Source organism: Subtercola sp. RTI3 (genome assembly GCF_035018625.1).
Taxonomy (GTDB): domain Bacteria; phylum Actinomycetota; class Actinomycetes; order Actinomycetales; family Microbacteriaceae; genus Subtercola; species Subtercola vilae.
On record NZ_JASJXO010000003.1, the window covers coordinates 53,171 to 78,264 of the forward strand.

Here is a 25,094-nt window from a genome sequence, read left to right on the forward strand (position 1 = left end):
GCTCTCGGAATGGCACCGTAGACTTTGGGAGTGAAGATCACGATAGTCGGGCATGTGTGCATCGACGAGAACGTCAGCGAAGGGGAAGCCGCAACACGGCTCGCTGGGTCGCCAGCCGTGTTCATGAACCGGCTCTTCTCGCACGACCGCGCACTCGACGTGTCGATTCTGGCCCCGTACGGTGACGACTTCGAGGAGTTCGCGGCCGAGCTTCCGCTGCTGAGCCGCCCGCTGCACGCCCGCACGCTGCTCTACCGCAACGTTCTGACCGGAACGCACCGCCGCCAGGAGGTCGAGCACGCCGAGGCGTCGGCTCCGGGCGACATCGACGCGATCGCCGGCATCGAGCTCGAACGCACTGACCTGCTGATTCTGAGCCCGCTGCTGCCGAACTTCGACGTCGACTACGTGCGCGAGGTGCGGCGCCGGGTGCCCGCTGAAGCTGTCACGGTGCTGCTTCCACAGGGGTACATGCGCACGGTCGCGAGCGACGGGCGCGTCAACAAGCGCGACTTCGTCGAATTCGCTGAGGTGCTGCCGCTGGTCGATATCGCGGTTTTCTCCGACGAAGACACCGACGACGCTCTCGCGCGGGGCGCCGAGTGGTCGAGGCGATTCGTGAACACGAGCATCGTGGTCACCCAGAACAAATACGGCGCCACGCTCTTTCGCCGGGGAGCGGCCACGGTGATCGGTGCTCCGCTGATCGGCGCGGTGGATCCGCTGGCCACCGTTGGGGCGGGTGACGTGTTCAGCGCGGCGCTGTCGGTCTCGTACGTCGCCAAGCGCGACCTCGGACTGGCCGTGGCTGACGCGAACGAGGCCGCGGCTGAGTTTCTGCAGCGCAGCGAGCTGGGCGCCGAGGCGCCGCTCGCGGCCCTCCGTTACTGACCCGCGCGCCGCTCCCACCCCGCCACGCGTACGCGCACGCTCGCGCCGCGGAGGTGGCCTTACGCTCGCCGCGCTCGCCGCGCTCGCCGCGCACGACTGCGCACGACTGCGCACGATGGCGGTGTGGCGAAGGGCGGGGCTGCGAGGGGGCAGCAGCTACCGCGGCCGGTGGTGCCGGCCCATCGGCACGATGAGCGGCGTACCGGTGACCGGGTCGGCGAGCCGCACCGAGTCGACCCCGAACACGTCGCGCACGAGCGCCTCGGTCACCACGTCACCCGGCGCCCCCTCGGCGACGATGCGCCCGTCTGACATGGCGATGAGGTGGTCGGTGTAGCGACACGCGAGGTTGAGGTCGTGCAGAACCATCACCACGGTGGTGCCGCAGGTTCGGTTGAGGTCGAGGAGAACATCCAGAACCTCGATCTGGTGACTCAGGTCGAGAAACGTTGTGGGCTCGTCGAGCAGCAGAATGCCGGTCTGCTGGGCGAGGGCCATGGCGATCCAGACCCGCTGCCGCTGGCCGCCCGAGAGCTCGTCAAGTGTGCGTTCGGCCAGGTCGGTGGTGCCGGTGGCGGCGAGCGCGTCGGCCACCGCCACATCGTCGCCCGCGTTCCAGCGCGCGAACCAGCCCTGGTGGGGGTAGCGCCCGCGCGCCACGAGGTCGCCCACCGTGATGCCGTCGGGCGCGGTGGGCGTCTGCGGAAGCAGCCCCACCATCGTGGCCACGTCTTTCGTCTTCAGGCTCTGGATGCTCTGCCCATCGAGCAGCACAGCCCCGGCGCTCGGCACCAGCAGCCTCGCCAGGCCGCGCAGCAGCGTGGATTTTCCGCACGCATTCGGCCCCACGATGGTGGTCACGGCGCCCGCCGGTATGGCCACGCTCAGCTCTGACACGATGAGCCGCCCGTCGTAACCAAGGCTCACCCCGTCGGCCGCGAGGGTGTGTTCGTCTGTCATGGGTCAGCCTCCCTGGCCGGAACGGTTCGTACGAGTGAGCAACCACAGCAGGTACGGCGCACCGACGATTCCGGTGACCACCCCCACGGGCAGTGAGGTGCCGGGCAGAGCGAACTGGGCCACGAGGTCGCTCGCGAGCACGATCACTCCGCCGAGCAGTGCCGCCGGAACAAGAGCGAGCCGACCCCCGCCGACGAGCCGACGCGCAATGGGCGACGCCACCAGCGCGACGAAACCGATGGGCCCCACGATCGACACGGCGACCGCCGCGAGCGCCACCGCGACCACGATGAGCACGAGACGCGAACGCTCGACCCGCACCCCGAGGGCCAGCGCCGAGTCATCGCCGAGCCGCAGCGCGTCGAGCGTAGGCGAGAGCGCGAGGGTGAGCGGAACCAGCACGACAACCGCCACAGCCAGCACGAGCACCTCCGACCACGTCGAATTGTTCAGGCTGCCGGTGAGCCACACGAGCGCCTGCTGCACATCGGTGATCTTGCCGCGGGTGAGCTGGTACGACGTGATACTGGTGCTCACGGCCGCCACACCGATACCCACAAGTACCAGCCGGTAGCCCGTGATGCCGTTGCGCCACGCGAGCAGGTAGATGACGGCCGCCGCGGCCAGCGCGCCGGCCAGCACGATACCCGACAGTGCGAACCCGCTGAGCCCGAGCAGCAGAATCGCGCTGATGCCGGTGGCACTCGCGCTCGACGTGATACCGATGATGTCGGGGCTCGCCAGCGGGTTACGCACGATCGCCTGAAACAGGGCCCCCGACAGCCCGAGGCACACGCCCACCAGCAGGCCGACGGATGCCCGGGGCAGCCGCACCTCGCCCACCACGAAGTTCGCCGAGCGAGACCCGTGGCCGGTCAGCGCACCGAACACCTCGGGCACGCTGAGGCTGAACGCGCCGAGGCACAGCGTCACCAGCACGAGCGCAATCACCACCGCGCCCAGCACCACGCCCACCCGCCCACCGCGGCCCGAGCCAGAACGTCGGCCACCGGCACCGCCGCCAGCGTGCCGTCGGCCGCGGCCCTTCTCCCCCGCCCTCACAGCGACCCCAGCCGCGTGCGGCGCACCAGCGCGATGAAGAACGGAGCCCCCACGAGCCCGATCACGATGCCCACCTGCAGCTCGCCCGGCAGCGCCACGACCCGCCCGATCACGTCAGCGCCGAGCAGCAGCACCGGCCCGAGCACCAGGGAGAACGGCAGGATGAACCGGTAGTCGGGCCCCGCGAAGTACCGCGCCACATGCGGCACGACGAGCCCCACGAAGACGAGGGGGCCGACGGCTGCGGTGGCCGATCCGCAGAGCAGAACGACCGCCACGGCACCGACCAGACGCGAGACGGCGACCTTCTGCCCGAGGCCCCGCGCGAGGTCGTCGCCGAGCGCCAAACCGTTGAGGGTTCGGCCGAGACCGAGGGCCAGCACCACGCCGACAAGGGCGAGCGGGGCGACCTGGGTGAGAACATCCGTGCCCCGGCCGGCGAGCGAACCGACCTGCCAGAAGCGCAGCGAGTCGAGGGCGGCGGTGTTGGTGAGCTGCACGGCCGTGATGACCGAACCGAGGGCAGCCGACACCGCGGCCCCGGCGAGCGCAAGCTTCACGGGCGTGGCGCCTTCGCGACCGCCCGAGGCGACCACGTAGACGAGAACGGAGGCCAGCGCCGCGCCCGCGAACGCGAACCAGAGGTATCCGCTCGGGCTGGTGACGCCGAAGACCGCGATGGCGACAACCGCGGCCAGCGCCGCCCCGAAGTTCACGCCCAGAATGCCGGGGTCGGCGAGCGGATTGCGGGTCAACCCCTGCATGACAGCGCCGCCGAGCGCGAGGCATCCCCCGGCCAACAGCCCGATCAGCGTGCGCGGAATGCGCTTGTCGACCACCACCAGCGCGTCGGTGTTGTTCGGGTCGTAGTGAGTGAGGGCGTTGAGCACGACGCCGGGGCTGAGGCTGCGCGCCCCCACCGCGAGGCTCAGCGCGCACACGACAACGAGCGCCACGACCGCAAGAGTGAAGAACACTGCTCGCCGCCGGGCGCTCGTGGGGCGGTGACCGCCTGCCATCTGCCGGTTCCGGATGCCCGGGGCCGTAGCCCTGCCGAACCTACTTCGCCGCGGCGGCGGCGAGTACGGGCACGTACTGGGTGAGCATCCACGGAATCGAGAGCACACTCGGCGCACTCGTGGCCATGACGAACGACTCGCCCACGATGGGCGCGAACCGACCGGCCTTCACGGCGGGCATCGCGGCGATGAGCGGGTCGGCCGTGAAAGCGTCGACGGCGGCCTGGTTCTCGAAGTACGCCACGAGCACGTCACTCGTGAGTTGGTTCACGTTCTCGAAGCTGACCGGAAAGTAGAAGCTGCCCGCGCTCGAGCCGTTGTCGACCTTCGCGACGCTGTCGCTGACCGTCATTCCGAGCTGAACGAGCAACTGCACGCGGGGGTCGCCCGCGGTGTACACGTTGAAGACGTCGGGGCTGTTGCTGGCGCCGTAGACGAACGACGTGCCCGCCAGAGCTGGGTTCGCGGCGGCCAGCGCCGAGACCTGGTCGTTGGTCGACTTCAGCAGGGCATCCGCCTCGGCTGTCTTGCCGAGCGCCTTGCCCACAATGGTGAGCTGGTCTTGCCAGGTGGTCGACCAGACCTTGTCGGGGTAGCCCACGACCGGGGCGATCTTGCTGAGGGTGTCGTACTGCTCCTGTGTGAGGCCGGAGTAGGGCGCGAGAATCACGTCGGGAGCCGCCTGGGCGATCTCCTCGATGGGGGGCTCACCGGTGTCGCCGCCGCTCAACATCAGGGGAGTCGTGCCGCCCAGCTTGGTGATCTGCTCGGCATCCCACGGCAGCACGCCGTCGGCGTTGCCGCCGTAGGTCATCTTCGGCATGGCGACCGGAACAACACCGAGGGCGAGCACGGCGTCTTGAGCCGACCAGCCCCAGACCGCCACGCGCGTGGGTGCCGCGGCGATCGTGGCGCTGCCGAGGGCGCTCGCCACCGTGACGGGGAAGGCATCGGATGCCCCGGCCGCCGCAGGTGAGCTCGACCCTGTCGTTGCGCTCGAGCTGCAGCCCGTGAGAACCAGAGCAGCGGCGGCGGTCAGGGCTGCGGCGGCACGTGCCATGCGGCCTCGGCGGCGGCGATGCGATGCGGAAGGAAGGGGTGCGGGGGTGGGCATGAAAGCTCCTCGTCGGGGTACCTGCGGTATTCGTACCGAGTTAGGTAATCCTAACCTTACCAACCGCGTGCGCGTCACATCAGCGCCGCACCGGGCCGCGCCCAGCGGCGGTCATTCTCGCGCGCCGATGCCCGCACCGAAAGGGCTGGTTCGAGGCCGACGCCCGCGCGTAGCGTGAAGCTCATGACCGATGCAGAGATCAACCGTCAGGCGACACCCGTGAAGCAGCGGGTGCTCATTCTCGGGGGCGGCTACGCCGGCCTCTACGTTGCCCTCGGGCTGCAGAAGCACCGCGGTGAGACCCCGGTGGAGATCATCGTGGTCGACCGGAATCCGTACATGACGTACCAACCACTGCTGCCAGAGGTTGCGGGCGGGCACGTCGCCGCGAGCGATGTGGCGATCTCACTGCGGCAGACGCTTCGGGGTTCGCGGGTCATCCGGGGCCAGCTGGCGGGGCTCGACATCGACACGAAGCAGGCGAGCATCGCAGACTTCGACGGCGGTGTGAGCGAGATCGACTACGACCACGTGGTGTTCGCGCTGGGGGCGGTGACACGGGTGTTCGACACGCCTGGGCTGAAAGAGAACGCGGTGGGGTTCAAGACGATCGAGGAGGCGGTGTACACGCACAACCGCGTTCTCGAGCAGGTGGCGCTGGCGGCGTCGTATTCGGTGTCGGGCGACGAGGATGCCCGGGCGAAAGCCCTCACGTTCGTCGTCGTCGGTGGCGGCTACACCGGGGTCGAAGCGCTGTCTGAGCTCAGCGACCTGTCGAAGATCGCGGTGGCGGCCAACCCCTCACTCGACGCCTCCGAGTTGCACTGGGTGCTCATCGAGGCGCTCGACCGTGTGGCGCCCGAAGTGGGCCCCGAACTCTCGAAGTGGAGCCTGCAGCAGCTGCGCGAGCGCGGAATAGACGTGCGCCTGAAGACCACCATCACCTCGGCCGAAAACGGCGACATCGTGCTCGACTCGGGCGAGACCATCCCGGCTAACACCATCATCTGGACAGCCGGGGTACAACCGAACCCCGCCCTCAACACCACGAACGCCCCGCGCGGGCCCAAGGGGCACGTCGTAGCGAACGTGCAACTGCAGGTGGTGCGCGACGACGGCACTCCGGTCGAGGGGGCGTGGGCCGTGGGCGACAACGCGCAGATCCCCGACCTGACGGCGACCACGCAGCCGGCGTACTATCCGCCGAACGCGCAGAATGCGTTGCGGCAGGGGGTGCTGCTCGCGCAGAACATTCTGGCGAGCATCCGGGGCGGTGAACTCACCGAGTATCGCCATGCCTCGCTCGGAACGGTGGCGGGGTACGGCGTGGGGCACGGGGCCGCGCTGATCAAGGGCGTGAAGCTGCGGGGGCTGCCGGCGTGGGCCGCTCACCGGGGGTACCACGGGCTCGTGATTCCGACGCTGAATCGCAAGGTGCGCGTGATCGCCGGGTGGCTCGTCGAGGCCGTCACCTCTCGCGAGACGGTGGCGCTGCCCGGCACAGAGCACCCGCGCCGCATCTTCGAGGAGTCGTTCGACGCCCTCAAGAAGCACTGAGCCCCTCTCCCCTCTTGAGCGCGGCACGGCGCGAAACGTGCGAGAGGGCAGGGGCAGAGGGGGGCAGAGCGGAGGCAGGGGCAGGGCGGTGTCAGGCGTCGCCGAGCGAAAGCGGGGCATCCGGAGCCGACGAGACGTCGGTGCGGTGAAAGTTCAGGTGCGAGCGGCTCGCGGTGGGGCCGCGCTGGCCCTGGTAGCGCGAGCTGTACTGCTCTGAGCCGTACGGATGCTCGGCCGGCGAACTGAGCTGAAAGAAGCAGAGCTGGCCGATCTTCATTCCGGGCCAGAGCTTGATGGGCAGCGTGGCGACGTTCGACAGTTCGAGGGTGACGTGGCCCGAGAATCCGGGGTCGATGAAGCCGGCGGTCGAGTGGGTTAGCAGGCCCAGGCGACCGAGCGAGCTCTTGCCTTCGAGGCGGGCAGCGATGTCGTCGGGCAGGCTGACGCGCTCGAAAGTGGCGCCGAGCACGAACTCGCCGGGGTGCAGGATGAACGGCTCATCGGCTTTCGCTTCGATGAGGCGGGTCAGCTCCGGCTGGTCTTCGGCCGGGTCGATGAAGGGGTACTTGTGGTTGTCGAACAGGCGAAAGAAGCGGTCGAGGCGCACGTCGACGCTCGACGGCTGCACCATTGAGGGCTCGTATGGGCTCAGCCCGACCCGCCCGCTGTCGAGTTCGGCCCTGATGTCGCGGTCGGAGAGAAGCACGGCGCCAGCTTACCGGCGGGCGGGGCGCGGCGGGGCGGAGTCTGGCGCGCGGCGAGGCAGGGCGGGCGCTGGCGCGCTGCGGCTGCGGCTGCGGCTGCGGCTGCGGCTGCGGCGACACTAGACACTCGACGGCGTGAGGCGCCTGACGCTCAGTACGACTGCGGCTGGGTGAAGAGCGAGTTCGGGTCGTACTGTTTCTTCAGCGCGGTGAGGCGGGCGAGGTTGGCTCCGAAGTACGCCGTGTCGGCGTCGGGAACGGTGGCATCTGCGTAGTTGACGTAGGCCCAGTTCTGCCAGTGCGCCGTCATGGCCGTGCGAAACGTGCGAACGTAGGCGTCGAAGGGGGCGGGGGCGGCTCCGACAGCGAACGTTGCGGTGTACTGCACGCTGAACAGCGCCGCGCGGTGCACAAACGCGGTGGCGGCAGGGTCGATGGTTGCCACGACGCCGCCGAGGGCATCCATCGAGATGCCGCCCTCGGTCATGCCCGACACCTTCTGTGCCGCCTCGACCTGGGCGATCACGTCGCTGATGCCCGACGCGTCGAGGGTGACGTAGGCCATATTGGATGTTCCCGACGACGGCTCACGCGTCAGCTTGCCGTTCGGCCCCGTGTTGCACTGCGCGATGTCGACGCCCTGGCAGCCAGCCTCGATCATCATCGCGTCGAGGTAGCTGTGGGTGAACGACTTGTTCGCGTCGGGCGACGCGGTGACGCCGTTCACGAGCGGAGCCAGCTGCGCGGCGAGGGCGGCGTCGGTCTGGTCGCCGGTCCAGGTGCCAGACACCGACACACTCGGGTTGCCCTGGTGCGTCTCGCCGCCCAGCAGCTTGAGAGTCGACCACAGCCGATTGTCGGCGCTCGGGGCCCAGGTCTGCCAGGCGGAGATGACCTCGGCGGCGGCCGACCACGGCCATTCGACGTACCAGGTCGTGACGTGGGGCGCCTTCTGCGTGACGAAGGTGAGGCCCGTGACCACGCCCATCATGCCGCCTCCCCCACCCTGGCTCGCCCAGAACAGGTCGGCGTCGTTCGTCGAACTGGCCTGGTGAACGGTGCCGTCGGCCGTGACGATCTCGACGCCGGTCAGCTGGTCGCAGGCGAGCCCGAACGAGCGCACCAGTACGCCCACGCCACCGCCGAGGGTGAGGCCGGTGACGCCCACCGTGGCGCACGAACCGCCCGCGATGGCCCGGCCTGCGGAGCCGAGGGTGTTGTAGACCTCGGCGAGGCTCGCGCCCGCACCCACCCGCGCGGTGGTTCCGCTGTCGCTGAGGGTGACGTCGGTGAGGGTGGTCGTGCTGATGATGAGCGACGGCGCGACATCGCTGCCCGCGGCCCCGCCGGCAGACCAGCCGACGTAGTTGTGACCGCCCGAGCGGAGTGCCACCGGAACCCGGTACTTTGTGGCGAACGCCAGCGCCGCCGCCACATCGGCCGCCGACGACGCCTCGAGAACGGCGAGCGGCTGGGCGTCGTCGAAACGGGGGTTCTCGGTGAGCTTGGCTGCGGCGTAGTCGGTGTTGGCCGGCAGCAGCAGAGTGCCCTTGACGGCGCTCTTCAGTTCGCCCCAGACCGGCGGGCCGAGCGGTGTCGGCGTGTTGGTGGGAACAGCCGGGCTCGCGGTGGGGTTGGGCGCCGGGCTCGAGCACGCCGCCAGAACACTGGCCGCGGCAACAGACGAGCCCGCTACGAGCAGAAAGTGCCGCCGTGAAAGTGTGTTCATGGCGCCAGTGTAGGGGAGCATCCGGTGCCCGCGGCCAGGCCTGGGCCCTGTACTTCGAGATCGCCCGGCACGCTACTCGGTGTAGAAGGTCGACGGGTTCAGGATGGCCTCGGCCTGCACGACCGGATACAGGTCGGGGTGTTCGACGATGTGCCCACCGGCGTCGCCGTGACGTGGGCCATGACACACGGCGGCCCGTATCCAGCGACGACGAGCCCTGCGCGCACCTCGGTGGGCAGCTCGGCCATCACCCGGTGGCTGCGGCCGGTCACGTACCAGAATGCGGGTGCCGGCGGGGTGGCGCGGGCGGGGTGGCGCGGGCGGGGGCCGGCGTATTCGCAGCGGCAGCCTGCGCAGCCCCAGACGGTATAGTTGTGTCATGAACGTGGATGAGTACGCCACCGCCGCGGCGATCACGCCCCGGCGCGTGCGGGCGCTCATCACCCGCGGCGCACTCCCGGCCACCAAGGTCGGGCGCGGCTGGGTCATCGACGGCCCCGTTCAGCGCCCGTCGGGGCGGCGGCCTTTGTCACCGACGTCTCAGGATGCCCTGACCAACGCACTTCATCGACGCGGTCTTAGGGGGCTGACCGGGCAGCTGCGTGCGCGAACGGCCACTCGCATTCGCGAACTCCGCGCGAGCACCGATCCCTCCACCCTTCTCGTTGATTGGTGGGGCGGAAAAGCACCGGCCCAGGTGAACGGGAGAACAAATCTCGTCATGCACGCATTCAGGCAGAACAACGAGTTCATCACGAAGCGCGTGAACCATCGCCCGTCCGAGTACCTGCGCGACCCGGCAGACCTCGCCGATGTCGTCTCGACCGAACGCAGCATTCGGGGGCTCTCCCGCAAAGAGTTGGCCGACCTCGCGCGAGTCGACAGCAGCTTCGTCTTCGCGCTCGAGCAGGGGCGCGAGATCACGTCGCTCGGCGATCTGCGACGGGTATTGCGCGCGATCGACGTCGAGCCGTCTGCGCTGCCCAGCATCGACATGCCATGACAGCTGCACTCGACGCCTTTCTCGAAGGTCACTTTGTCGGCCAGTTTCGTGAAGACAACACAGGGGCCGTGAACTTCGTCTACGACGACGCCGCACCAGCCACCCCCCTCTCGCTCTCGTTGCCACGAGACAGACCGGCCACACGCTCAGCGGCCGGTCATTTTCTCGAAAACTTCCTGCCCGACCACTCCGCAACCCGCGCCCGCATGGCCGAGGTCTACGGGTCTCCAAGCGCGAACACCTTCGATCTGCTCGCTGAGAGTGGCGGCGACATCGCAGGTGGTCTCGTGCTTGTTCGGGAGGGAACCGGCATCAACACCGGTGAGCCCGAACTGAACCCGGCCACCGAGCGCGACATCGCCACCCGCATCGCGGCTCTGAAACGCGACCCGGATGCCTGGGTTCCCACTGACGCGCCGGCACGGTTCTCGCTGGGAGGCACCCAAGGCAAATTCGCCCTCGCCCTCGTCGACGACGATTGGTACTGGTCGAATGCGACCGTGCCATCGACCCACATCCTGAAGCCAGCCCGCCCTTCGTTTCGGGGTCTGGAACAGGCAGAGACCGCATCCCTCCGCTTGGCGAACGCTGTCGGCCTGCACGCACCGATGGCGTCAGTGCTGGCCGCAAAAGACCAGACCGCGTACCTGGTCGAGCGGTTCGACCGCGACACGACCCGACCTGTTGCGACGCGCATCCATGCCGAAGATCTCGCTCAGGCGAGCGCTACGTCACCCGACAAGAAGTACGACATGACGGCCACGCAGGCCCTCACGCTGCTCGCCACCGTCGACCGCGACAGTCGACTCGCCCACGCATTCGTCGAGCAGCTGGCGTTCAACACAATGCTGGGCAACGCCGACGCGCACGCCAAAAACTACTCGCTGCTGCTGCGCCCATCGGGCATCACGCTGTCACCGCTGTACGACGTCGTGCCGGTCGGTCTGTACCCGGAGTACCACCAAGACCTCGCGATGCACATCAGTGGTGCGAAACGCCCCCAGACAGTCGGCGCCGATCATTGGCGAAAGCTGGCCACCATGGCAGACCTCGAACCCGATGAGGTTCTGGCTCTCGTCACCGGCATCGCGGTCGGCATTGCCGAACATGCCGATGCTGCATACGAGGCGCTCGCGGATGACCAGCGGCGCTTTCTTCGTGAACAGCTGGTGCGCAACACCGAGAAGCTGACCGCAGCTGCACGCTGAACCGCCCCCGCGATGACCAGATGGAGCGAGTGACGGGAATCGAACCCGCGCTATCAGCTTGGGAAGCTGAAGTTCTGCCACTGAACTACACTCGCGTGGCCTGATCTGCACTTCAGGCTCTTCGATGTTAGCAACCAATTCGAGTCGACGCTCGACAGCAGGGGTGCACCAGTATGAGCATTACTCGCTTATGCTCGGTTTACCAACCCCGAACCTGAAGGCGATGTCGAATGGAACACCCCGTCCCTGAATTGCCGGAAGGCTACACAGAGTTGCTACAGACGCTCAAATCACAGATACGGGGCGCCCAGCTCACGGCTCAGCGGGTTGTGAACACCCAGCTCATCGAGCTGTACTGGTCGATTGGAAACATCATCCTGGTTCAGCAGGAGCGTGACGGCTGGGGCGCCGGAGTAGTGGCGCGGCTGGCCGCAGATCTGCGAAAAGAGTTTCCTCACATGACAGGAATCTCACGGAGCAATTTGAACTACATGAGGGCCCTGGCGGCGGCGTGGCCCGACCAGAAATCGATTTTCCAGCAGGCTGCTGGAAAATTGCCGTGGGGCCACATAATGCTCCTTCTTGACAAACTCGACGAGGGAACAGCGCGCGACTGGTACGCCGCCGAAGCAGTGAACCGCGGGTGGTCGCGAAACATGCTGCTGAACCAGATCAAGAACAAGACGCTCGAACGCTCGGGTGCCTCCCCCAACAACTTCGAGAGCAAGCTCGAATACGCCGACTCCGAACTCGCACAGCAGATCGCGAAAGACCCATACGTGTTCGACTTTCTCGATCTCGGCGCCGAAGCCGCCGAACGAGATCTTGAACGGGCGCTGACCGACCGCATCGTCGCGACCCTCCACGAGCTCGGCCAAGGCTTCGCGTTCGTGGGGCGTCAGGTACACTTCGACGTCGGAGGCGACGACTTCTTCCTCGATCTGCTGTTCTTTCACGTGGAGCAGATGCGTTACGTGGTCGTCGAGTTGAAGACGGGCAAGTTCGAGCCGGGTTTCGCCGGGCAACTCGGTTTCTACACCGCCCTCGTCGACGACCGGCTCCGTCGGCCAGCACACGCACCGACCGTCGGCATCCTCATCTGCGGGAGCCGAAACGATCACACCGTTCGCTACTCGCTCGGGAGCGCCGAGTCACCGATGGCGGTGTCGACCTACACGTACGATCTGCTTCCACCCGACGAGAAATCGGCACTCCCTGACGCGGCGACGTTCGCCGCCGCACTCGGCGAGGGCTGAGAGAGTCGAGCGCCGAGTCAGCGCCGCGGCGGCGGCGCCGCGCTCGCCCTGATGACGAGCGGAGGCCTCTCAGACGAGCGGGCCGGGCTCTCTTCGCCCTCGATCTGCAGAGCGAGCAGCGAGAACGCACGCTTGCCGAGGCTGCCGAAGTCCTGCATGGCCGTGGTGATGCCGGGCCGCCAGATTCGGGAAAGTGGATGATCGTCGAAGCCCACGACGCTCACATCGTCTGGCACCCGTCGACCGCTGTCGACGACACCCGCGATGACCCCCATTGCCACCTCGTCGTTGCCGCAGAACACCGCCGTGATGTCGGGGCGGGCGGCAAGGCCCAGGCCGATGCGCACACCGGAGTCGGCCGCCCACGAAGCCGAGATGATGGGGGGCGTCTCGGCGCCGGCTTCGGCGAGTGCCTTGCGCCAGCCGATCGTTCGGCCGTCTTCTTTTCGCGACGGCGGGATAGAGACGTGGTGCACGGTGGCGTGCCCAAGACCGAGCAGGTACCGGGTCATCTCGGCGCCCGCCGCCTCTTCATCGAGCACCGCCTGCGAAAGGCTGTCGTCGAGTTCGCCCGACACGGCGACGAGCGGGATGTCCCGCGGAAGCGACTTCAGAATCTGCACGCCGGCCGGGTCGAACTTCAGAACGATGATTCCGGCGAGCGGCTGGCCGAGCGCGAGACTGACCGCCCGATCGACTTCGGCGGCGTCGGAGAACTCGATCACAGAGATCACGACGAAGAAGCCGGCTTCGCGCGCGGCCACCTCGATGCCCTCGATGGTGGCCGAGTACCCGTAGATGGTCGTGTCGGAGGTCATCACGGCGATGATGGTCTGTTTTCCGCTCACGAGGGCACGGGCTGCGCTGTTGGGTCGGTAGCCCAGTTCGACGATTGCGCGCTGCACTCGTTCGCGCCGCTCGGCACTCACTTTTGCCGCGCCGGTCAGCACCCGTGAGACGGTGGGCACCGACACCCCTGCCACGCGCGCAACATCAGCGATGCTTGCGGGTTTGGCAAAGGTTCTCGACATGGTGGGGCCACTATACAAGTCGCCCTGTGCCGGAGTGAGGTCATCGGCGATCGCCTCGCTCACCGGCGTGCTCCCGTCGAGGCGAGCCTGTCGAGGTGAAGCGAATACACGGTCGGGCCAGGGCCATCCAGTGCGCCCAGCTTCAGGATGCCCTGACCTGCCGACAGCCGGATCGGTACGGTCAGCTCCGCCCGGTTCTCCCAGTCGTACGTGTGCCCGAACCACACCCTGACCGGCGGTTCGTCGTCGAGCCCGATGTCGAGAGACCTGTTGATGACGTCGGCGTTGTACAGGTGGCCGGTCGATTTGTCGGCGTTGCTGAAGACGATGGTGAGGCAGTACTCTCCCTCCAGACCCGCGGGGACGTCGACCTGTACCGTTCCGCCGGGTGAGGAGAGCGGCTCGAACGAAGGTGCGGCGAGGGTGATGGTCTGGGCATCCGGAACCGGGGTGATCGTCAGACCGAGCACGGTGGCGGGGCCGGCGGGATGCCGAACTGTCACCCGAGAAACTCCGAGCGGCAGGAACACGTCGCGGCCGCCAGCAGGCCTGCCCTCGATCTCGAACACGGCATCGACTGCGGCGGTGAGCCGGTAACGCCCGCGGGCGGCGACGGCCACGAAGAAGAGCAGGGCCGCATCAACATCATTGCCGACACCGACACCGATACCGGCACCAGCGGCCGGATCGGGAGTCGTGGCGTCGAGCACGTCGATGAACCGCTTTGCCGTCACGGCCGTGAGCCTGATGCGGTCGAGCGAAACATCGCTGGCCTCGAGGTGAACCCCGGCGAGGGCCGTCGAGAGAGTCACGGTGTGGCTGCCCCGGCTGAGCGTCACGCGGTGATCGACCCTGGCCGTGTAGGTTCTCGACAGGGTGGCGGGCAGCTGGATGAGCAGCGACTCAGCGTCGTCGATCGACAGTGCGAGCTGCGCGGCGATCGAGTCGGTGCCGTAGAAGAGTGCAAGTTCGTGGTCGCCTGCGGCGGCGACATCGATTGTGAATCGGGCCGAGCTCGTGGCTGCGGGCATCGAGCTGATGCCTGCGCGGCCCCAGCCGGTGTAGCCCTGCGGATCGTCGCCGTGGCGAGAGACCACACAGTCGACGAGCTCGGCACCAGTGCTGTCGACGTCGACACTGTCGGCGGGAGAGCTGTCAGCATGGGGGCTGTCAGCATCGCCCACCCCGCGGCCCGACACGGTGTCGCGCTGAGCCAGCACCCGCACCCGGTACGCCGCGAGCGAGTCGGTGTTCGGGATGACCACTCGGAGCCGGTCATCAGAGACGTCTTCGATCGACTCAACGATCAGGTCGCCGCCCAGTGAGTCGCCCTGGTAGCCCGACCAGCCCAGGCGCTCGACCCGCAGCCGAACAGTCGCTGGCAGGCCCGCCGCCGCAAAACCGGTGAGTGTGACGGCGATGTCGCAGTCGGTGCCGCCGAGCAGCACGGTGACCACGCCCGCACTCACACCGGCACCAGCGCCCGCACCCACACCCGTATCGAGCGCCGCCAGCGCCCGCAGCGAATCGCGCACCGCCGGCTGCGGCACCTCGACCCGAAGCGTGTGCCCGGCCAGCTGCGCATACCAGCGCAGCAGCCACCAGCCCGAGTTGGCCTGGTTGGTTCCGACCGCGTGATCGTCGAGGTTGCCGGCCATGCTCCAGTACGCGAGATCGGCATCGACCTTCGTCGACTCGAACAGGTCTATCCACTGAATGAGCTGCCCGGGAACCGACATGTCGCGCCGGTTGCCGTACTCGTCGATGTTGATGGGCAGCGGGCCGAAACCGAGCTCCCGTTCGAGCGCACGGTAGTGCTCGTAGTGCGGCCGATAGACCTCGAGCGACGAGGGCTGCAGTTCGTGCCAGCTCATCACGTCGGGAAGCACATCGTTGGCGACACAGAATTCGAAGAAGTCGCGAACGCGTTCAGGAAAGTAGTGCGACTCGTTCGGCCCGGCAATGCGGGCATGGGCATCCAGCGCCCGAATCTCGTGCACGATGACCTGCCAGGCAGCGAGAAACGCCTCGCGTGCGCCGCCCTGCCAGTCGGTGTACCAGATCCAGTCGCCCTCATTGAAGGGCACCCAGACGAAGCGATCCGAGTCGGGGCGAGCAGCGACGATTCGCACCTGCGCACGAACGACCTCCCGAAAGTGCTCGAGGCCGAGGTCTTCGTACGGCCACTGCTCGAAGGCATCCTGCATGTAGACGACCATCTCCCGACCACCGGCGGCGAAGAACCCGTCGGCCAGGGCGACGGCGTCACCATTGGGGTGCTGTTTGCCTCCCGGCGCCTTCTGCGCCATGGTTCGGGGCCGCACGCCAGCGATCAGCGCGGCGCTCGGAACCCCGACATCAGCGAGGCCGTAGAGCATGCCCGTTGCACCGCCGTGCACCTCACCCGTGTCGCTCGCGAGATCGACGACGACGTTCTCGGTGCGCGGTTCGCGCGAGACGCGCAGAGTTCTGGCGCTCACCCCCTCGACATCGGCGAACAGGGTGAGGATGCCGGTGTGCGCGTTCCACTCGTGCTCCCACGGCTGCAGGCGGCGGGGAAAGACGGTCGACACCACCAGCGGGCCGCCGGCGAAGGCGGGCAGCGGTATCTCGATGCGCGCGTCGGCGCCCAACCGCTTCCACACCGTCAGCAGGCGCGAGTCGGTGTCGCCGAGCGCGAAGGCAACCCAGGGCGAATCCCACTGCTCGAGGCCCAGCGGCCACGTGGCGTGCGACACGGCGATCTCGTGCCGAACACGCTTGTGAGCGGCCACCGCTTCGGCCACCAGGGTCTGCTGCGGAATGCTCATGGTGTCGAGGTGTCCAGAGAGGTAGAACCGCCCCAGAATACCGGTGCACAAGGTGAACGCGATCTCTTCGTCGCTCATCGCGGGCTGCGGGTAGGCCCAGTTCGCCGCCTGTTCGGGCAGCATGCTGAGGGGCGCGGCCGCCGCGATGGGCGGGTAGGCGTGCGGATGCTGCTGGTCACTGGTCGACTGCAGCTGCAGCCGCGACAGCATGGCAAAGTCCATGCGCATCGCGCCCGAAGCGCAGTTCTCTATCGTGAGGGCGGGGTGCCGGTCGAGCACCGCGTCGAGCCACGCGAGGTGCGCCCGATTGTGCTGCAGAAGCCCCTCGCCGGCGCTGCTCGCCGACAGATCGGTGCCGGCCCCGGGGTTGATGTTGTAGTCGAGTTTGAAATAGCCGATGCCGAACTCGGCGACCAGCCGGTCGACGACCTCGTCGACGTGAGCGATCGCTGCCGGGTGGCGAAAATCGAGGTGGTATCGACCGTGCTCGACGACGCGCTGGCCGTGGCGGGAGAAGAACGCCTCCTCGGGAAGACCCGCGAGGGCAGCGCTGTGCACGCCCACAACCTCGGGTTCGAGCCAGATGCCCGGCACCATGTCTTTCGAGCGGATGTGCTCGACGACCTCGGCGAGCCCCCGGGGAAACCGCACTGTCGAGGGCTTCCACTCCCCCACGCTGTACCACCAGTCGCCCGAGTCGTCGTACCAGCCGGCGTCGATGCAGAAGACTTCGGCTCCGGCTTCTGCGGCCGCGTCGATCAGGGGCAGCAGCCGGGCGGTGGTCGGGTCGCCCATCAGCGTGTTCATATAGTCGTTGAAGACGACAGGCAGTGCCCGGGCATCCGGATGCCCACGCCTGGCCGCACGTCGATAGTCGGTCAGTGCCGCGAAGGCCGATTCGAGGTCGGTGCCTGCTGCGAGTGTCACGGGCACGGTGGTGAAGCTGTCGCCGGGCTCGAGTACGGCAAGCCACTGGTGGTCGTCGTCGGTGGGCCCGCTGAGGGCCAGGTAGCTGCCTTCGTGGTTCTCGCCGAGCTCGTAACGCCAACCGCCATTGTGCTCGATCTGCCAGGCCAAGGCGCCTCCACCGGCCGCGTCAAGAGCACCGGCGCCGACGCCAGCGCCAGCGCCGTCAACATTCGTTCTGTTTCGGGAGGCCAGAGCGCCCGTCGGCACGACCTGGCCAGACGACCACGATCCGCTCGACGCGAATGACAGGCAGCCCCGCGCATCGCTGTTCTCGTGCGACGCCAGTTCGAGTTCGACGAGGCCCGCCTGCTCGAGGCTCTCGGTCTGCCAGCGCGACTCGCCGATCCAGTCGCTCTTCGCCCACGAGAAGTCGAGGTCACGGGGCGCCGTCGCGAGATCGGTGCCGAGGCCCACCCGCAGGGCGAGCGACGTCACCGAACGCAGCACCCGCGCCTGGCCGCCGCCATTGGTCACCGTGACGACGACGCGAGCCGCCGCGGCGTGCAGCGGCACCTCGATGCTCGCCACCACAGACAGACCGGCCTCGAGCGGGTCGCCATCGCCCGTCCAACCCACGGCAGCACGCTGTTCGGCGAGTTCGACGCTCAGGATGCTCCACCCCGGTCGTTCGCTCACACTGTGGCCCACGTACCGCAGCCGCGAGCCCACCGCCGTACCCACGAGCCTCGGAGTCGAGGGCACGTGCCCGGCGTCGACGGTCAGTATCTCGACCAGCGGCTGGCCGCCGGCTACGTCGGCCGTCGCGCCGCGGAGGCCCCAGCGGGCGATGCGCAGAGGGGTATCGCCTGAGTGAACAAGAACGATCTCCAGCCGGTCGTTTCCGGTTTCGATTCGTACGTCGGGCATGAAGATCTCCAAAAGAAAGGGAAGGCGCGGATCAGGTGGGGGCGGTGTTACTTCACTGCGCCCGCCGTGATTCCCGAGACGATTCGTCGCTGGCCGATGATGAACACGACCAGCATCGGCAGACTCATCAGCACCACGTACGCGAAGATCAGGTTCCAGTTCTTGACGTACGTCGACGCGGAGGCCACAGAGAAGAGGTTCAGGGGCAGCGTCGAGGTGCCACTGCCGCCGAGCACGAAGAACGCGTAGAAGACTTCGTTCCACACCGAGAGCGTCACCAGAATGGTGGCCGTGGCGATCACCGGGCCGAGCAGCGGCAAGATGATGCGCACGTACACCTGCAACGGTTTGGCACCGTCGATGCGGGCCGCTTCTTCGAGTTCGACAGGGATGCTCCGAACGAACCCGGTCACGAAGAAGATCACCGTGGCCATGAACATGCCCATGTAGACACCGATCATGCCCACCGCGGTGCCGTTCAGGCCGATGTTCTTCAGCGTCAGCACGATCGTGATCACAGCGGGCGGCAGAACGATGCCGCTGATGCCGATCGAGTAGAGCACCGCGTTGAGCCGTGACGTGCGGCGCGCCAGCACCCACGAGGCGGCCGAGCCGAGAACCAGCACGCCGATGACGGCCGGGATAGTGACGAGCAGGCTGCCGAGAAGGCCCCCCACCACGTCACCGTCGGTGATGGCCTGTGTGTAGTTCTGCACGAGCTGAAACGTGTGCGGCAGGGTCAGGTCGGGCGATTGGGCTTCGCCGTCTGACTTCGCCGAGGTGATGAGCACCAGCCAGAGAGGGATGCCGATGACGATCAGCGTGATGATGACGACAGCGAGGGCGTGAACGCCCTTGAGCGTGGAACGGTGTGCGCGCGTCACAGTACGTCCTCCCTCTTTCTGAGATACCGGATGACCGGGAATGCGATGATCACGACGATCAGGAACAAGATGAGGCTCATCGTCGTGGCCTGGGCGTAGAGCCCCTGCCCGAAGGTTCGGTAGATGAAGATGTTGACGACCTCGGTGGTCTGGGCCGGCCCGCCGGCCGTGGCCGCCTGCACCACGTCGAACCCGTTCAGCGACCCCAGTAGGGCTGTCGCCACGTTGAACGTGAGGGCCGGGGCGAGCAACGGGAAGCGAACCGAGGTGAGCGTGCGCCACCACGAGGCGCCGTCGATTCGGGCGGCTTCGAGAACGTCTTCTGGCATCGTCTTGAGGCCAGCCAGGTAGATGAGCATGGTCAGCCCCATCCACTTCCACGACTGGATCAGCGCCACCACCACGATCGTCCAGGTGGTGTCACCGAGCCAGGGAATGGTCACGGCGCCGCCGGCGAACAGCCCGAGAATGCCGTTCAGGGCGCCCTCCGGCTTCAGCAGGGCCTGAAAGATGTACCCTACCGCCAACGGTGACAGCAGCACGGGCACGAAGAACAGCACGCGCGCCACTCGGTTCAGTCGAGTGTCGCGCTCGAGAAACAGAGCGAGCGCGAACCCGAACAGGTTCTGAAAGAGCGCCACGAGCACCGCGTAGACGAGCGTCACCCGAACGGCCTTCAGCAGCGACCCGTCAGACAGCAGAGACACGAAGTTGTCGATGCCGGCGAATGAGATACCGGAGTGGAACGCCGACCAGTTGGTGAAGGCGTAGACGAAGTTCAGAATCGTCGGAACGAAGAAGAAGATCGCCAGCACCGCGAACGCTGGAAACAAGAACCACGAAGGATACGAGCGTGCCTCGGCGACCTGGCGCCTGCCTCGCTTGGGCCGCTGGGGTGCCTGGCGGAGGCCCGGTGGCCGGGCTCCCCGCTCGGCGTCGGGGCGCGTGAGTGTGCTCATGGTTTTCGTTTCTCTCAGTGTTCGCGGTGCGGCATCCGGAGCGCGGCTAGAAGCCGGCAGCCCCTTGCGCCTTGGCGAGCTGTGCGAACTGGTTCTGCGTGGTCTCTGCCACCTGCACTGGCGTGACGGTGCCCTGGATCATGTTCGCCAGGTTGATGTAGAGGTCGGGGTTGGCGATCGCCTGCGACTGCATCGAGCCCACCGAATCGGCGAGCGAAGCCGAGATGGTCTTGGCGAGCTGCGGCACACCACTCGGGGTCGGAACCGACGGCTCGATCGACACCGAGTTCGACGCCGCGATGAAGTCGGCGTAGTCGGTCGTCATCCAGAAAGTCAGAAACTGCCGTGCGGCGGCCTCACGCTTGGGGTCGCCCGATTTGAAGGCCACGATGCCGTTCTTGTTGTCGGGAATCGAGGTCGCGGTGACGCCATCGGCTGAGATGGGAAACCAGCCCAGCTTCGCGTCGAGTTCGGCAGAGGTCGCCTTCAGCTGCAGCTGCTCGAGCAGGGCGTTCACCTGCAGAACCATGCCCGTCGATCCGGCGAGCAGGGCGGTGCTCTGGTCGTCGAACGTCGCAGTCTTGATGTCGGGGTTGAACAGACCCTGGTTGATCAGGGTGTTGTAGTTGTCGATCGCGGTCTGAACATCCGGGCTCGTGAACTGCTTCTTGTTGGTGTTGATGTCATCCCAGAGCCCGGCCTTGGCCTTCTCTGCGAGCTGCACCTGAACCCACCACTGAGTCGGCCACTGCGAACCGCCGGCCTCGAAGAACGGCGTCGTGCCGGTGGCCTTGATCTTCGACGCGTCGGCGACGAACTCGCTCCAGTTCTTCGGCGCTGCCGTGATGCCGGCCTTCGCGAACACGTCTTTGTTGTAGTAGACGCCCATCACAGAAGGTGACGTGACGAGGGCGGCGTAGCGGGTGTTGTCGAGGATGCCCGTCACATCTTTCAGCGCGGGGTCGAGCTTGTCGAGCCAGGGTGCGCCGTCGAGGCTGAGCAGGTTCGTCGAGGCCTGCAGCGCGGTGAGCTCGCTCGCGGTCGGCTGCCACGCGGCGAGGTCGGGCTTGTCACCCACGGCGACCTTTGTCAGAAGGCTCTGCTCGTACGGGTCAGGGTAGGTCACGCGCTTGATGGTCACACCGGTCTTGGCTTCGAAGGCCGTGATGACCTGATCGATCGGGCCCTTCACCGTGCCGCCGCCGAAGTTGAGGGTCACACCGGCCAGCGAAGCAGTGGGGTCATTCCAGACGGCATCGCTGGTAGCGCTGCCGTTCGCGAGGTTTCCCGATGCGCAGCCGGTGAAGACGAGGGTTGCGCCGAGGGCGAGCCCGGCGGCTTTGACGAGCAAAGATTTTTTCATCGAAATTCATTTCTCTTGAAAGCGTTGTGCACGAAAGTGGCGCGGCGAAGTGCGCCGTCAGAGCTGTACGAGACGGTGGAGAAGGGTGATGCGTGGGCGCGGCGCGTGTGGCCGCGCCCAGTTCACGGTGTTGCGGGAAGAGTGTGCATAACTACCTCACTTCGTTGTGATGTGACCGCTGTGTGGTCAGGCTGAGCTGCTGGGTCAGTGCCGTGGCCTGACTTTTGAAAACGTTATCATGCGAACTGTGAAATCGCTATCATTTTTTCCCGCTGGCGCACCGGGGCGTTCAGATTCAACCGATCGGATGCCCAGCGCCGTGCCTTTCGGCTACACACCGCCGCCACCGGCTAGCGTTAGGGCAACACACCGGGAGCTCCCCGGCGAGAAAGAAGGCTGGCATGTTCGAGGCAGAGAACCTGCGTGACTGGATCGGCCTCTCGGTCGTCGACCAGAACGAAGACAAAGTCGGCTCGCTCGAGAGCATCTATTTCGACACCGCGACAGACCAGCCCTCGTTCGCGTCAGTGCACATCGGCATTCTCAACGGCCAGAAGCTCGTCTTCGTGCCGCTCGCCGGAGCAGTCGTCGCGCCCAAGTTCGTCAAAGTCATGTATGCCAAGAAACTCATCAAAGACGCCCCCTTCATTGCGACCGACGGCGAACTCGATGCGGCCAGCGAACCAGCCGTCTTCGCGCACTACGAGCTGCCCTACGAGACCGGTTCGGGCGGCGAGCGGCGCCTCGGGCGGCGCTGAGCGCCCTCGCCGCGCTACGCCCCCGCACCCACGCCCCGCCCCAGAAGGGCCCATTCGCGAAAGGAACCAGCCAATAGCCGGTCGCGGTGCCTCCGCCAACTTCGTCGAAGCCCTCGCGCGCGGGCTCGACGTCATCGGCGCGTTCGGCGATAGCCACACCAGCATGTCGCTCGCCGAGATCGCCGCAGCCACCAACCTCGCGCGCCCCACTACGCACCGCCTCCTGGCGACCCTGATCGAACTCGGCTTCGTACGGCAGAGCGGTTCGCTCTTCGAGCTGACCCCGCGCATACTCGACCTCGGCTACGCCTTCGTCAGCTCGCAAGGGCTCTGGCAGGTGGCCCGCCCGCACCTCGAAGCACTCGTCGGGCGCACCGGCGAGTCGTCGTCGATGGCCCAGCTGAGCGGAAGCGACATCGTCTACACCGCCCGCGTTGCCGTTCCGAAGATCATCGCCCTGCGGGTGGAGATCGGCACCCGGTTCCCGGCTCAGGTCACCTCGCAGGGCAAAGTTCTGCTCGCTGCCCTGGCTCCGGATGCCCTGCGGCGCACCCTCGCCGAACCCAGTTCATCACGCGTCGTCATCGCTGCCCGCGACCCCGCCGACCTGGCGTGCGAGCTCGATGAGGTTCGCGCCCGCGGCTGGGCTCTCGCCGACGAAGAACTGGCGCCCGGCGTCAGGTCGATCGCCGCCCCCGTCTCTGACAGCACCGGAACCGTACTCGCCGCCGTCAACGTCACCGTGCACGCCGCCGAGACCCCCACCGCCCTGCTCCTCGAGCGCCACCTCCCCGAGCTGCTCGCAACAGCTGCCGCCATCTCCGCAGACTGGGGCCGGCTGGATGCCCGCCCCTACGTCGAGGTGCCCGAGCACTGAGCCTTCATAGCCGAGTATCACTCGTGTTTCTGGCAAGATGGTGAAAACAAAACCCCGGCCGTGTGATCGGCCCTCCAGAGAGGGCTACAGGGACGCATCCGGGGTGTTCTTACTCATCATAAAGGGAGCCCGAAACGTGGTCAACCTCGCGACTTGGTCGTTCTACGCGCGGCACTTCGCAGAAGCGCGCCTCAGGCACTACCTCACCGAATGCGACGGTGACCATGACGCAGCAATGCAACTGTACGAATGGAACACCGCCATTTCTGCCGCGTTCTGGGAGTCACTGAGCTTTCTCGAGGTAGCTCTTCGCAACGCGGTTGACCGGCAGATGACCATCATTCATGCCAAGAAGAAGCGGCCCGGGCATTGGATCTTCGACGATGCGGCAGAACTCGGGCGAGACACGACGGGGGCAAATCGCCACAAACAGCCGTACAGCGACATCGCGACCGCGATGTTCCGGGTGCGCTCGAAGGTTGCATCCCTGGGTGTGGTGTAGTTTCTCGGGCTTGAGTGTCGCTTCGTCGACGTGATGAGCCATCGTGTGATGGTCAGTGAGAACCGATCAAAGCTACTCACAGAAAGACACAAACACACGATGGCTCTGGACAAGTCTGCCCTGCTCGAACTCCTCGCTCACCTCAAACTCACCGACGTGCCCGACCGGATCCGGACGGAGACCGAGACGCTGTATTAGCAGCTCATCGGCGCGGAAGCGACCGCGTTCATCGGGGCCGCCCCGCTCGAACGTACTGACACCCGTACCGCGCAACGAAACGGCACCCGACCGCGGACGTTAACGACGACCGCGGGGGATTCGAGTTTGTCTATCCCGAAGCTGCGCTAGGGGTCGTTCTTCCCCGCACTGCTTGAGCGCCGCCGCCGGGTGGATCAGGCGTTGTACGCGGTCGTGATGGAGGCGTACCTGCACGGCGTATCGACCCGGAAGGTCGACGACCTCGTCAAAGCGCTCGGCGCTGACACCGGCATTTCGAAGTCCGAGGTGTCGCGGATTTGGGCGGGTCTTGATCAGGAGATCGGGCAGTTCCGAAACCGTGGCCTCAACGCGTTGTCATACCCGTACGTGTTCCTCGATGCCACATATTGCAAAGCCCGCGTCAACCATCTGGTCGTGTCGCAGGCTGTCGTTGTCGCGTTCGGTGTCGCAGCTGACGGACGCCGGGAGGTCCTTGGCTTCGACGTCGGCGACAGCGAAAACGAGGCCTTCTGGACCGAGTTCCTGCGCACGTTGAAGGCCCGCGGGCTCGGTGGGGTGCGGCTGGTGATCTCTGACGCGCACTCCGGGTTGAAGAAAGCCATCGGGGTCGTGTTCCAGGGCGCGTCGTGGCAACGCTGCCGAGTGCATTTCATGCGCAACGTGCTCGCTGTCGTGCCACGGGCGTCGAAGAAGATGGTCGCCTCGATCATCCGGACCGCGTTCGCGCAACCCGACAAAGCACACGTCAACGCCCAGTTCGACGAGGTCGCCACGATGCTGGCGAAATCGCACCCGAAAGTCGCCAGCATGCTCCACGACGCCCGATCCGACCTGCTCGCTTTCGCCGACTTCCCGCCACGACACTGGCGACAGATCTGGTCAATCAACCCCATGGAACGCATGAACAAAGAGATCAAACGCCGCACCGACGTCGTCGGCGTGTTCCCGAACCCCGCCGCGTTGCTCCGCCTCGCCGGCGCCGTGCTCGTCGATCAACACGACAAATGGGAAGCCGGCGACCGCCGCTACCTATCCGAAGCCTCCATGGCCCAGCTCAACACCATCGACGACCCCATCGAACAGGAGGTTGCACTCCCCGAACTCATCGCCGCATAATCAAACAACTGAACCCCGCATGGTATCGAGAAACTCCACCACACAGCGGGACGTGACCTGGGCACCTGGCAGCCTGGCTAAGATTTCATCATCTGTCGCCATGGCGCGCTGAGGGGGCGAGACAGCGTCTATGACCAGGAATTTTCCGCGGGGGTCGTAAGCTCGTGCCCCGATTTGGGTGAGCCCGGTCAACGACGAGGTGGGATCGTCGAGGTACCCGATTTGGGAGGACCTGC

General features: G+C 66.7%; 20 protein-coding genes, 1 tRNA gene and 1 pseudogene. 10 read left to right on the top strand and 12 right to left on the bottom strand.

Annotated elements, in window-relative coordinates; translation table 11 throughout:
- Positions 1–30: 30 nt before the first annotated feature.
- On the top strand, positions 31–891 hold the full coding sequence (locus QN358_RS02325; protein WP_136641413.1) for a PfkB family carbohydrate kinase: 861 nt from the start codon (positions 31–33) through the stop codon (positions 889–891).
- Between the two features lie 156 nt (positions 892–1,047).
- On the opposite strand, the gene QN358_RS02330 is transcribed toward QN358_RS02325, so the two are convergent.
- Genes QN358_RS02330 through QN358_RS02345 form a run of 4 tightly spaced genes read right to left on the bottom strand, consistent with a single transcriptional unit; the run spans position 1,048 to position 5,046 of the window.
- The gene (locus QN358_RS02330) at positions 1,048–1,851 is read right to left on the bottom strand and encodes an ABC transporter ATP-binding protein (protein WP_136641412.1); all 804 of its coding nucleotides are present in this window, start codon (positions 1,849–1,851) and stop codon (positions 1,048–1,050) included.
- 3 nt (positions 1,852–1,854) lie between these two features.
- Complete coding sequence (locus QN358_RS02335) at positions 1,855–2,913, bottom strand: FecCD family ABC transporter permease (protein ID WP_136641411.1); 1,059 nt, start codon at positions 2,911–2,913, stop codon at positions 1,855–1,857.
- Positions 2,910–3,932, bottom strand: a complete 1,023-nt coding sequence (locus tag QN358_RS02340) for a FecCD family ABC transporter permease (RefSeq protein WP_136641410.1) — start codon at positions 3,930–3,932, stop codon at positions 2,910–2,912. Before QN358_RS02340 ends, QN358_RS02335 begins: the two co-directional genes overlap by 4 nt.
- 40 nt (positions 3,933–3,972) lie before the next feature.
- Positions 3,973–5,046, bottom strand: coding sequence for an iron-siderophore ABC transporter substrate-binding protein (locus tag QN358_RS02345; RefSeq protein WP_136641409.1), 1,074 nt, complete (start codon positions 5,044–5,046; stop codon positions 3,973–3,975).
- Positions 5,047–5,229: 183 nt separating this feature from the next.
- Between QN358_RS02345 and QN358_RS02350 the strand changes: the two genes are divergently transcribed.
- Positions 5,230–6,603 carry an NAD(P)/FAD-dependent oxidoreductase gene (locus QN358_RS02350; RefSeq protein WP_136641408.1) on the top strand — a complete coding sequence of 458 codons (1,374 nt, stop codon included), beginning with the start codon at positions 5,230–5,232 and terminating at the stop codon, positions 6,601–6,603.
- A 91-nt stretch (positions 6,604–6,694) separates the two neighbouring features.
- Here QN358_RS02350 and dcd read toward each other — a convergent pair whose 3' ends face one another.
- Together dcd and QN358_RS02360 are read right to left on the bottom strand one after the other, a co-directional pair.
- The gene (dcd, locus tag QN358_RS02355) at positions 6,695–7,309 is read right to left on the bottom strand and encodes a dCTP deaminase (protein ID WP_136641407.1); all 615 of its coding nucleotides are present in this window, start codon (positions 7,307–7,309) and stop codon (positions 6,695–6,697) included.
- Positions 7,310–7,458: 149 nt separating this feature from the next.
- Entirely contained in the window at positions 7,459–9,036 is a 1,578-nt protein-coding gene (locus QN358_RS02360; RefSeq protein ID WP_323511485.1) for an FAD-binding protein, read from the bottom strand.
- Positions 9,037–9,174: 138 nt separating this feature from the next.
- Between QN358_RS02360 and QN358_RS18805 the strand changes: the two genes are divergently transcribed.
- The 3 genes from QN358_RS18805 to QN358_RS02375 are packed head-to-tail and all read left to right on the top strand — an operon-like array spanning position 9,175 to position 11,247.
- A complete protein-coding gene (locus tag QN358_RS18805) occupies positions 9,175–9,408 on the top strand; it encodes a hypothetical protein (RefSeq protein ID WP_416351948.1) in 234 nt (77 codons plus the stop codon).
- A gap of 7 nt (positions 9,409–9,415) precedes the next feature.
- On the top strand, positions 9,416–10,039 hold the full coding sequence (locus QN358_RS02370; RefSeq protein WP_136641405.1) for a helix-turn-helix domain-containing protein: 624 nt from the start codon (positions 9,416–9,418) through the stop codon (positions 10,037–10,039).
- Positions 10,036–11,247, top strand: a complete 1,212-nt coding sequence (locus QN358_RS02375) for a HipA domain-containing protein (protein ID WP_136641404.1) — start codon at positions 10,036–10,038, stop codon at positions 11,245–11,247. Before QN358_RS02370 ends, QN358_RS02375 begins: the two co-directional genes overlap by 4 nt.
- A 21-nt stretch (positions 11,248–11,268) precedes the next feature.
- Here QN358_RS02375 and QN358_RS02380 read toward each other — a convergent pair.
- Positions 11,269–11,342: transfer RNA gene (locus tag QN358_RS02380), tRNA-Gly, on the bottom strand.
- A gap of 135 nt (positions 11,343–11,477) precedes the next feature.
- Between QN358_RS02380 and QN358_RS02385 the strand changes: the two genes are divergently transcribed.
- Positions 11,478–12,503 (top strand): PDDEXK nuclease domain-containing protein, encoded by a 1,026-nt coding sequence (locus tag QN358_RS02385; RefSeq protein WP_136641403.1) that lies wholly within the window; start codon positions 11,478–11,480, stop codon positions 12,501–12,503.
- A gap of 17 nt (positions 12,504–12,520) precedes the next feature.
- Here the strand turns inward: QN358_RS02385 and QN358_RS02390 are convergent, their stop codons facing one another.
- Genes QN358_RS02390 through QN358_RS02410 form a run of 5 tightly spaced genes read right to left on the bottom strand, consistent with a single transcriptional unit; the run spans position 12,521 to position 21,386 of the window.
- On the bottom strand, positions 12,521–13,534 hold the full coding sequence (locus QN358_RS02390; protein WP_136641402.1) for a LacI family DNA-binding transcriptional regulator: 1,014 nt from the start codon (positions 13,532–13,534) through the stop codon (positions 12,521–12,523).
- 59 nt (positions 13,535–13,593) lie between these two features.
- Positions 13,594–18,180 (bottom strand): alpha-galactosidase, encoded by a 4,587-nt coding sequence (locus QN358_RS02395; RefSeq protein ID WP_323511486.1) that lies wholly within the window; start codon positions 18,178–18,180, stop codon positions 13,594–13,596.
- 47 nt (positions 18,181–18,227) lie between these two features.
- On the bottom strand, positions 18,228–19,064 hold the full coding sequence (locus tag QN358_RS02400; RefSeq protein ID WP_136641401.1) for a carbohydrate ABC transporter permease: 837 nt from the start codon (positions 19,062–19,064) through the stop codon (positions 18,228–18,230).
- Positions 19,061–20,023, bottom strand: coding sequence for a carbohydrate ABC transporter permease (locus QN358_RS02405; RefSeq protein ID WP_136641400.1), 963 nt, complete (start codon positions 20,021–20,023; stop codon positions 19,061–19,063). The genes QN358_RS02400 and QN358_RS02405 overlap by 4 nt, the downstream gene beginning before the upstream one ends.
- A 46-nt stretch (positions 20,024–20,069) precedes the next feature.
- Positions 20,070–21,386 carry an ABC transporter substrate-binding protein gene (locus tag QN358_RS02410; protein ID WP_323511487.1) on the bottom strand — a complete coding sequence of 439 codons (1,317 nt, stop codon included), beginning with the start codon at positions 21,384–21,386 and terminating at the stop codon, positions 20,070–20,072.
- Between the two features lie 401 nt (positions 21,387–21,787).
- On the opposite strand from QN358_RS02410, the gene QN358_RS02415 reads away from it, so the two are divergent.
- The 4 genes and pseudogenes from QN358_RS02415 to QN358_RS02430 all read left to right on the top strand — a co-directional run.
- Positions 21,788–22,144 (top strand): PRC-barrel domain-containing protein, encoded by a 357-nt coding sequence (locus tag QN358_RS02415; protein ID WP_136641398.1) that lies wholly within the window; start codon positions 21,788–21,790, stop codon positions 22,142–22,144.
- Positions 22,056–23,021, top strand: coding sequence for an IclR family transcriptional regulator domain-containing protein (locus tag QN358_RS02420; RefSeq protein WP_323511488.1), 966 nt, complete (start codon positions 22,056–22,058; stop codon positions 23,019–23,021). Before QN358_RS02415 ends, QN358_RS02420 begins: the two co-directional genes overlap by 89 nt.
- Positions 23,022–23,157: 136 nt before the next feature.
- Positions 23,158–23,523, top strand: coding sequence for a hypothetical protein (locus QN358_RS02425; RefSeq protein WP_136641396.1), 366 nt, complete (start codon positions 23,158–23,160; stop codon positions 23,521–23,523).
- A gap of 201 nt (positions 23,524–23,724) precedes the next feature.
- A pseudogene (locus QN358_RS02430) lies at positions 23,725–24,858 on the top strand (IS256 family transposase); the annotation flags it as partial.
- Positions 24,859–25,094: the final 236 nt, after the last annotated feature.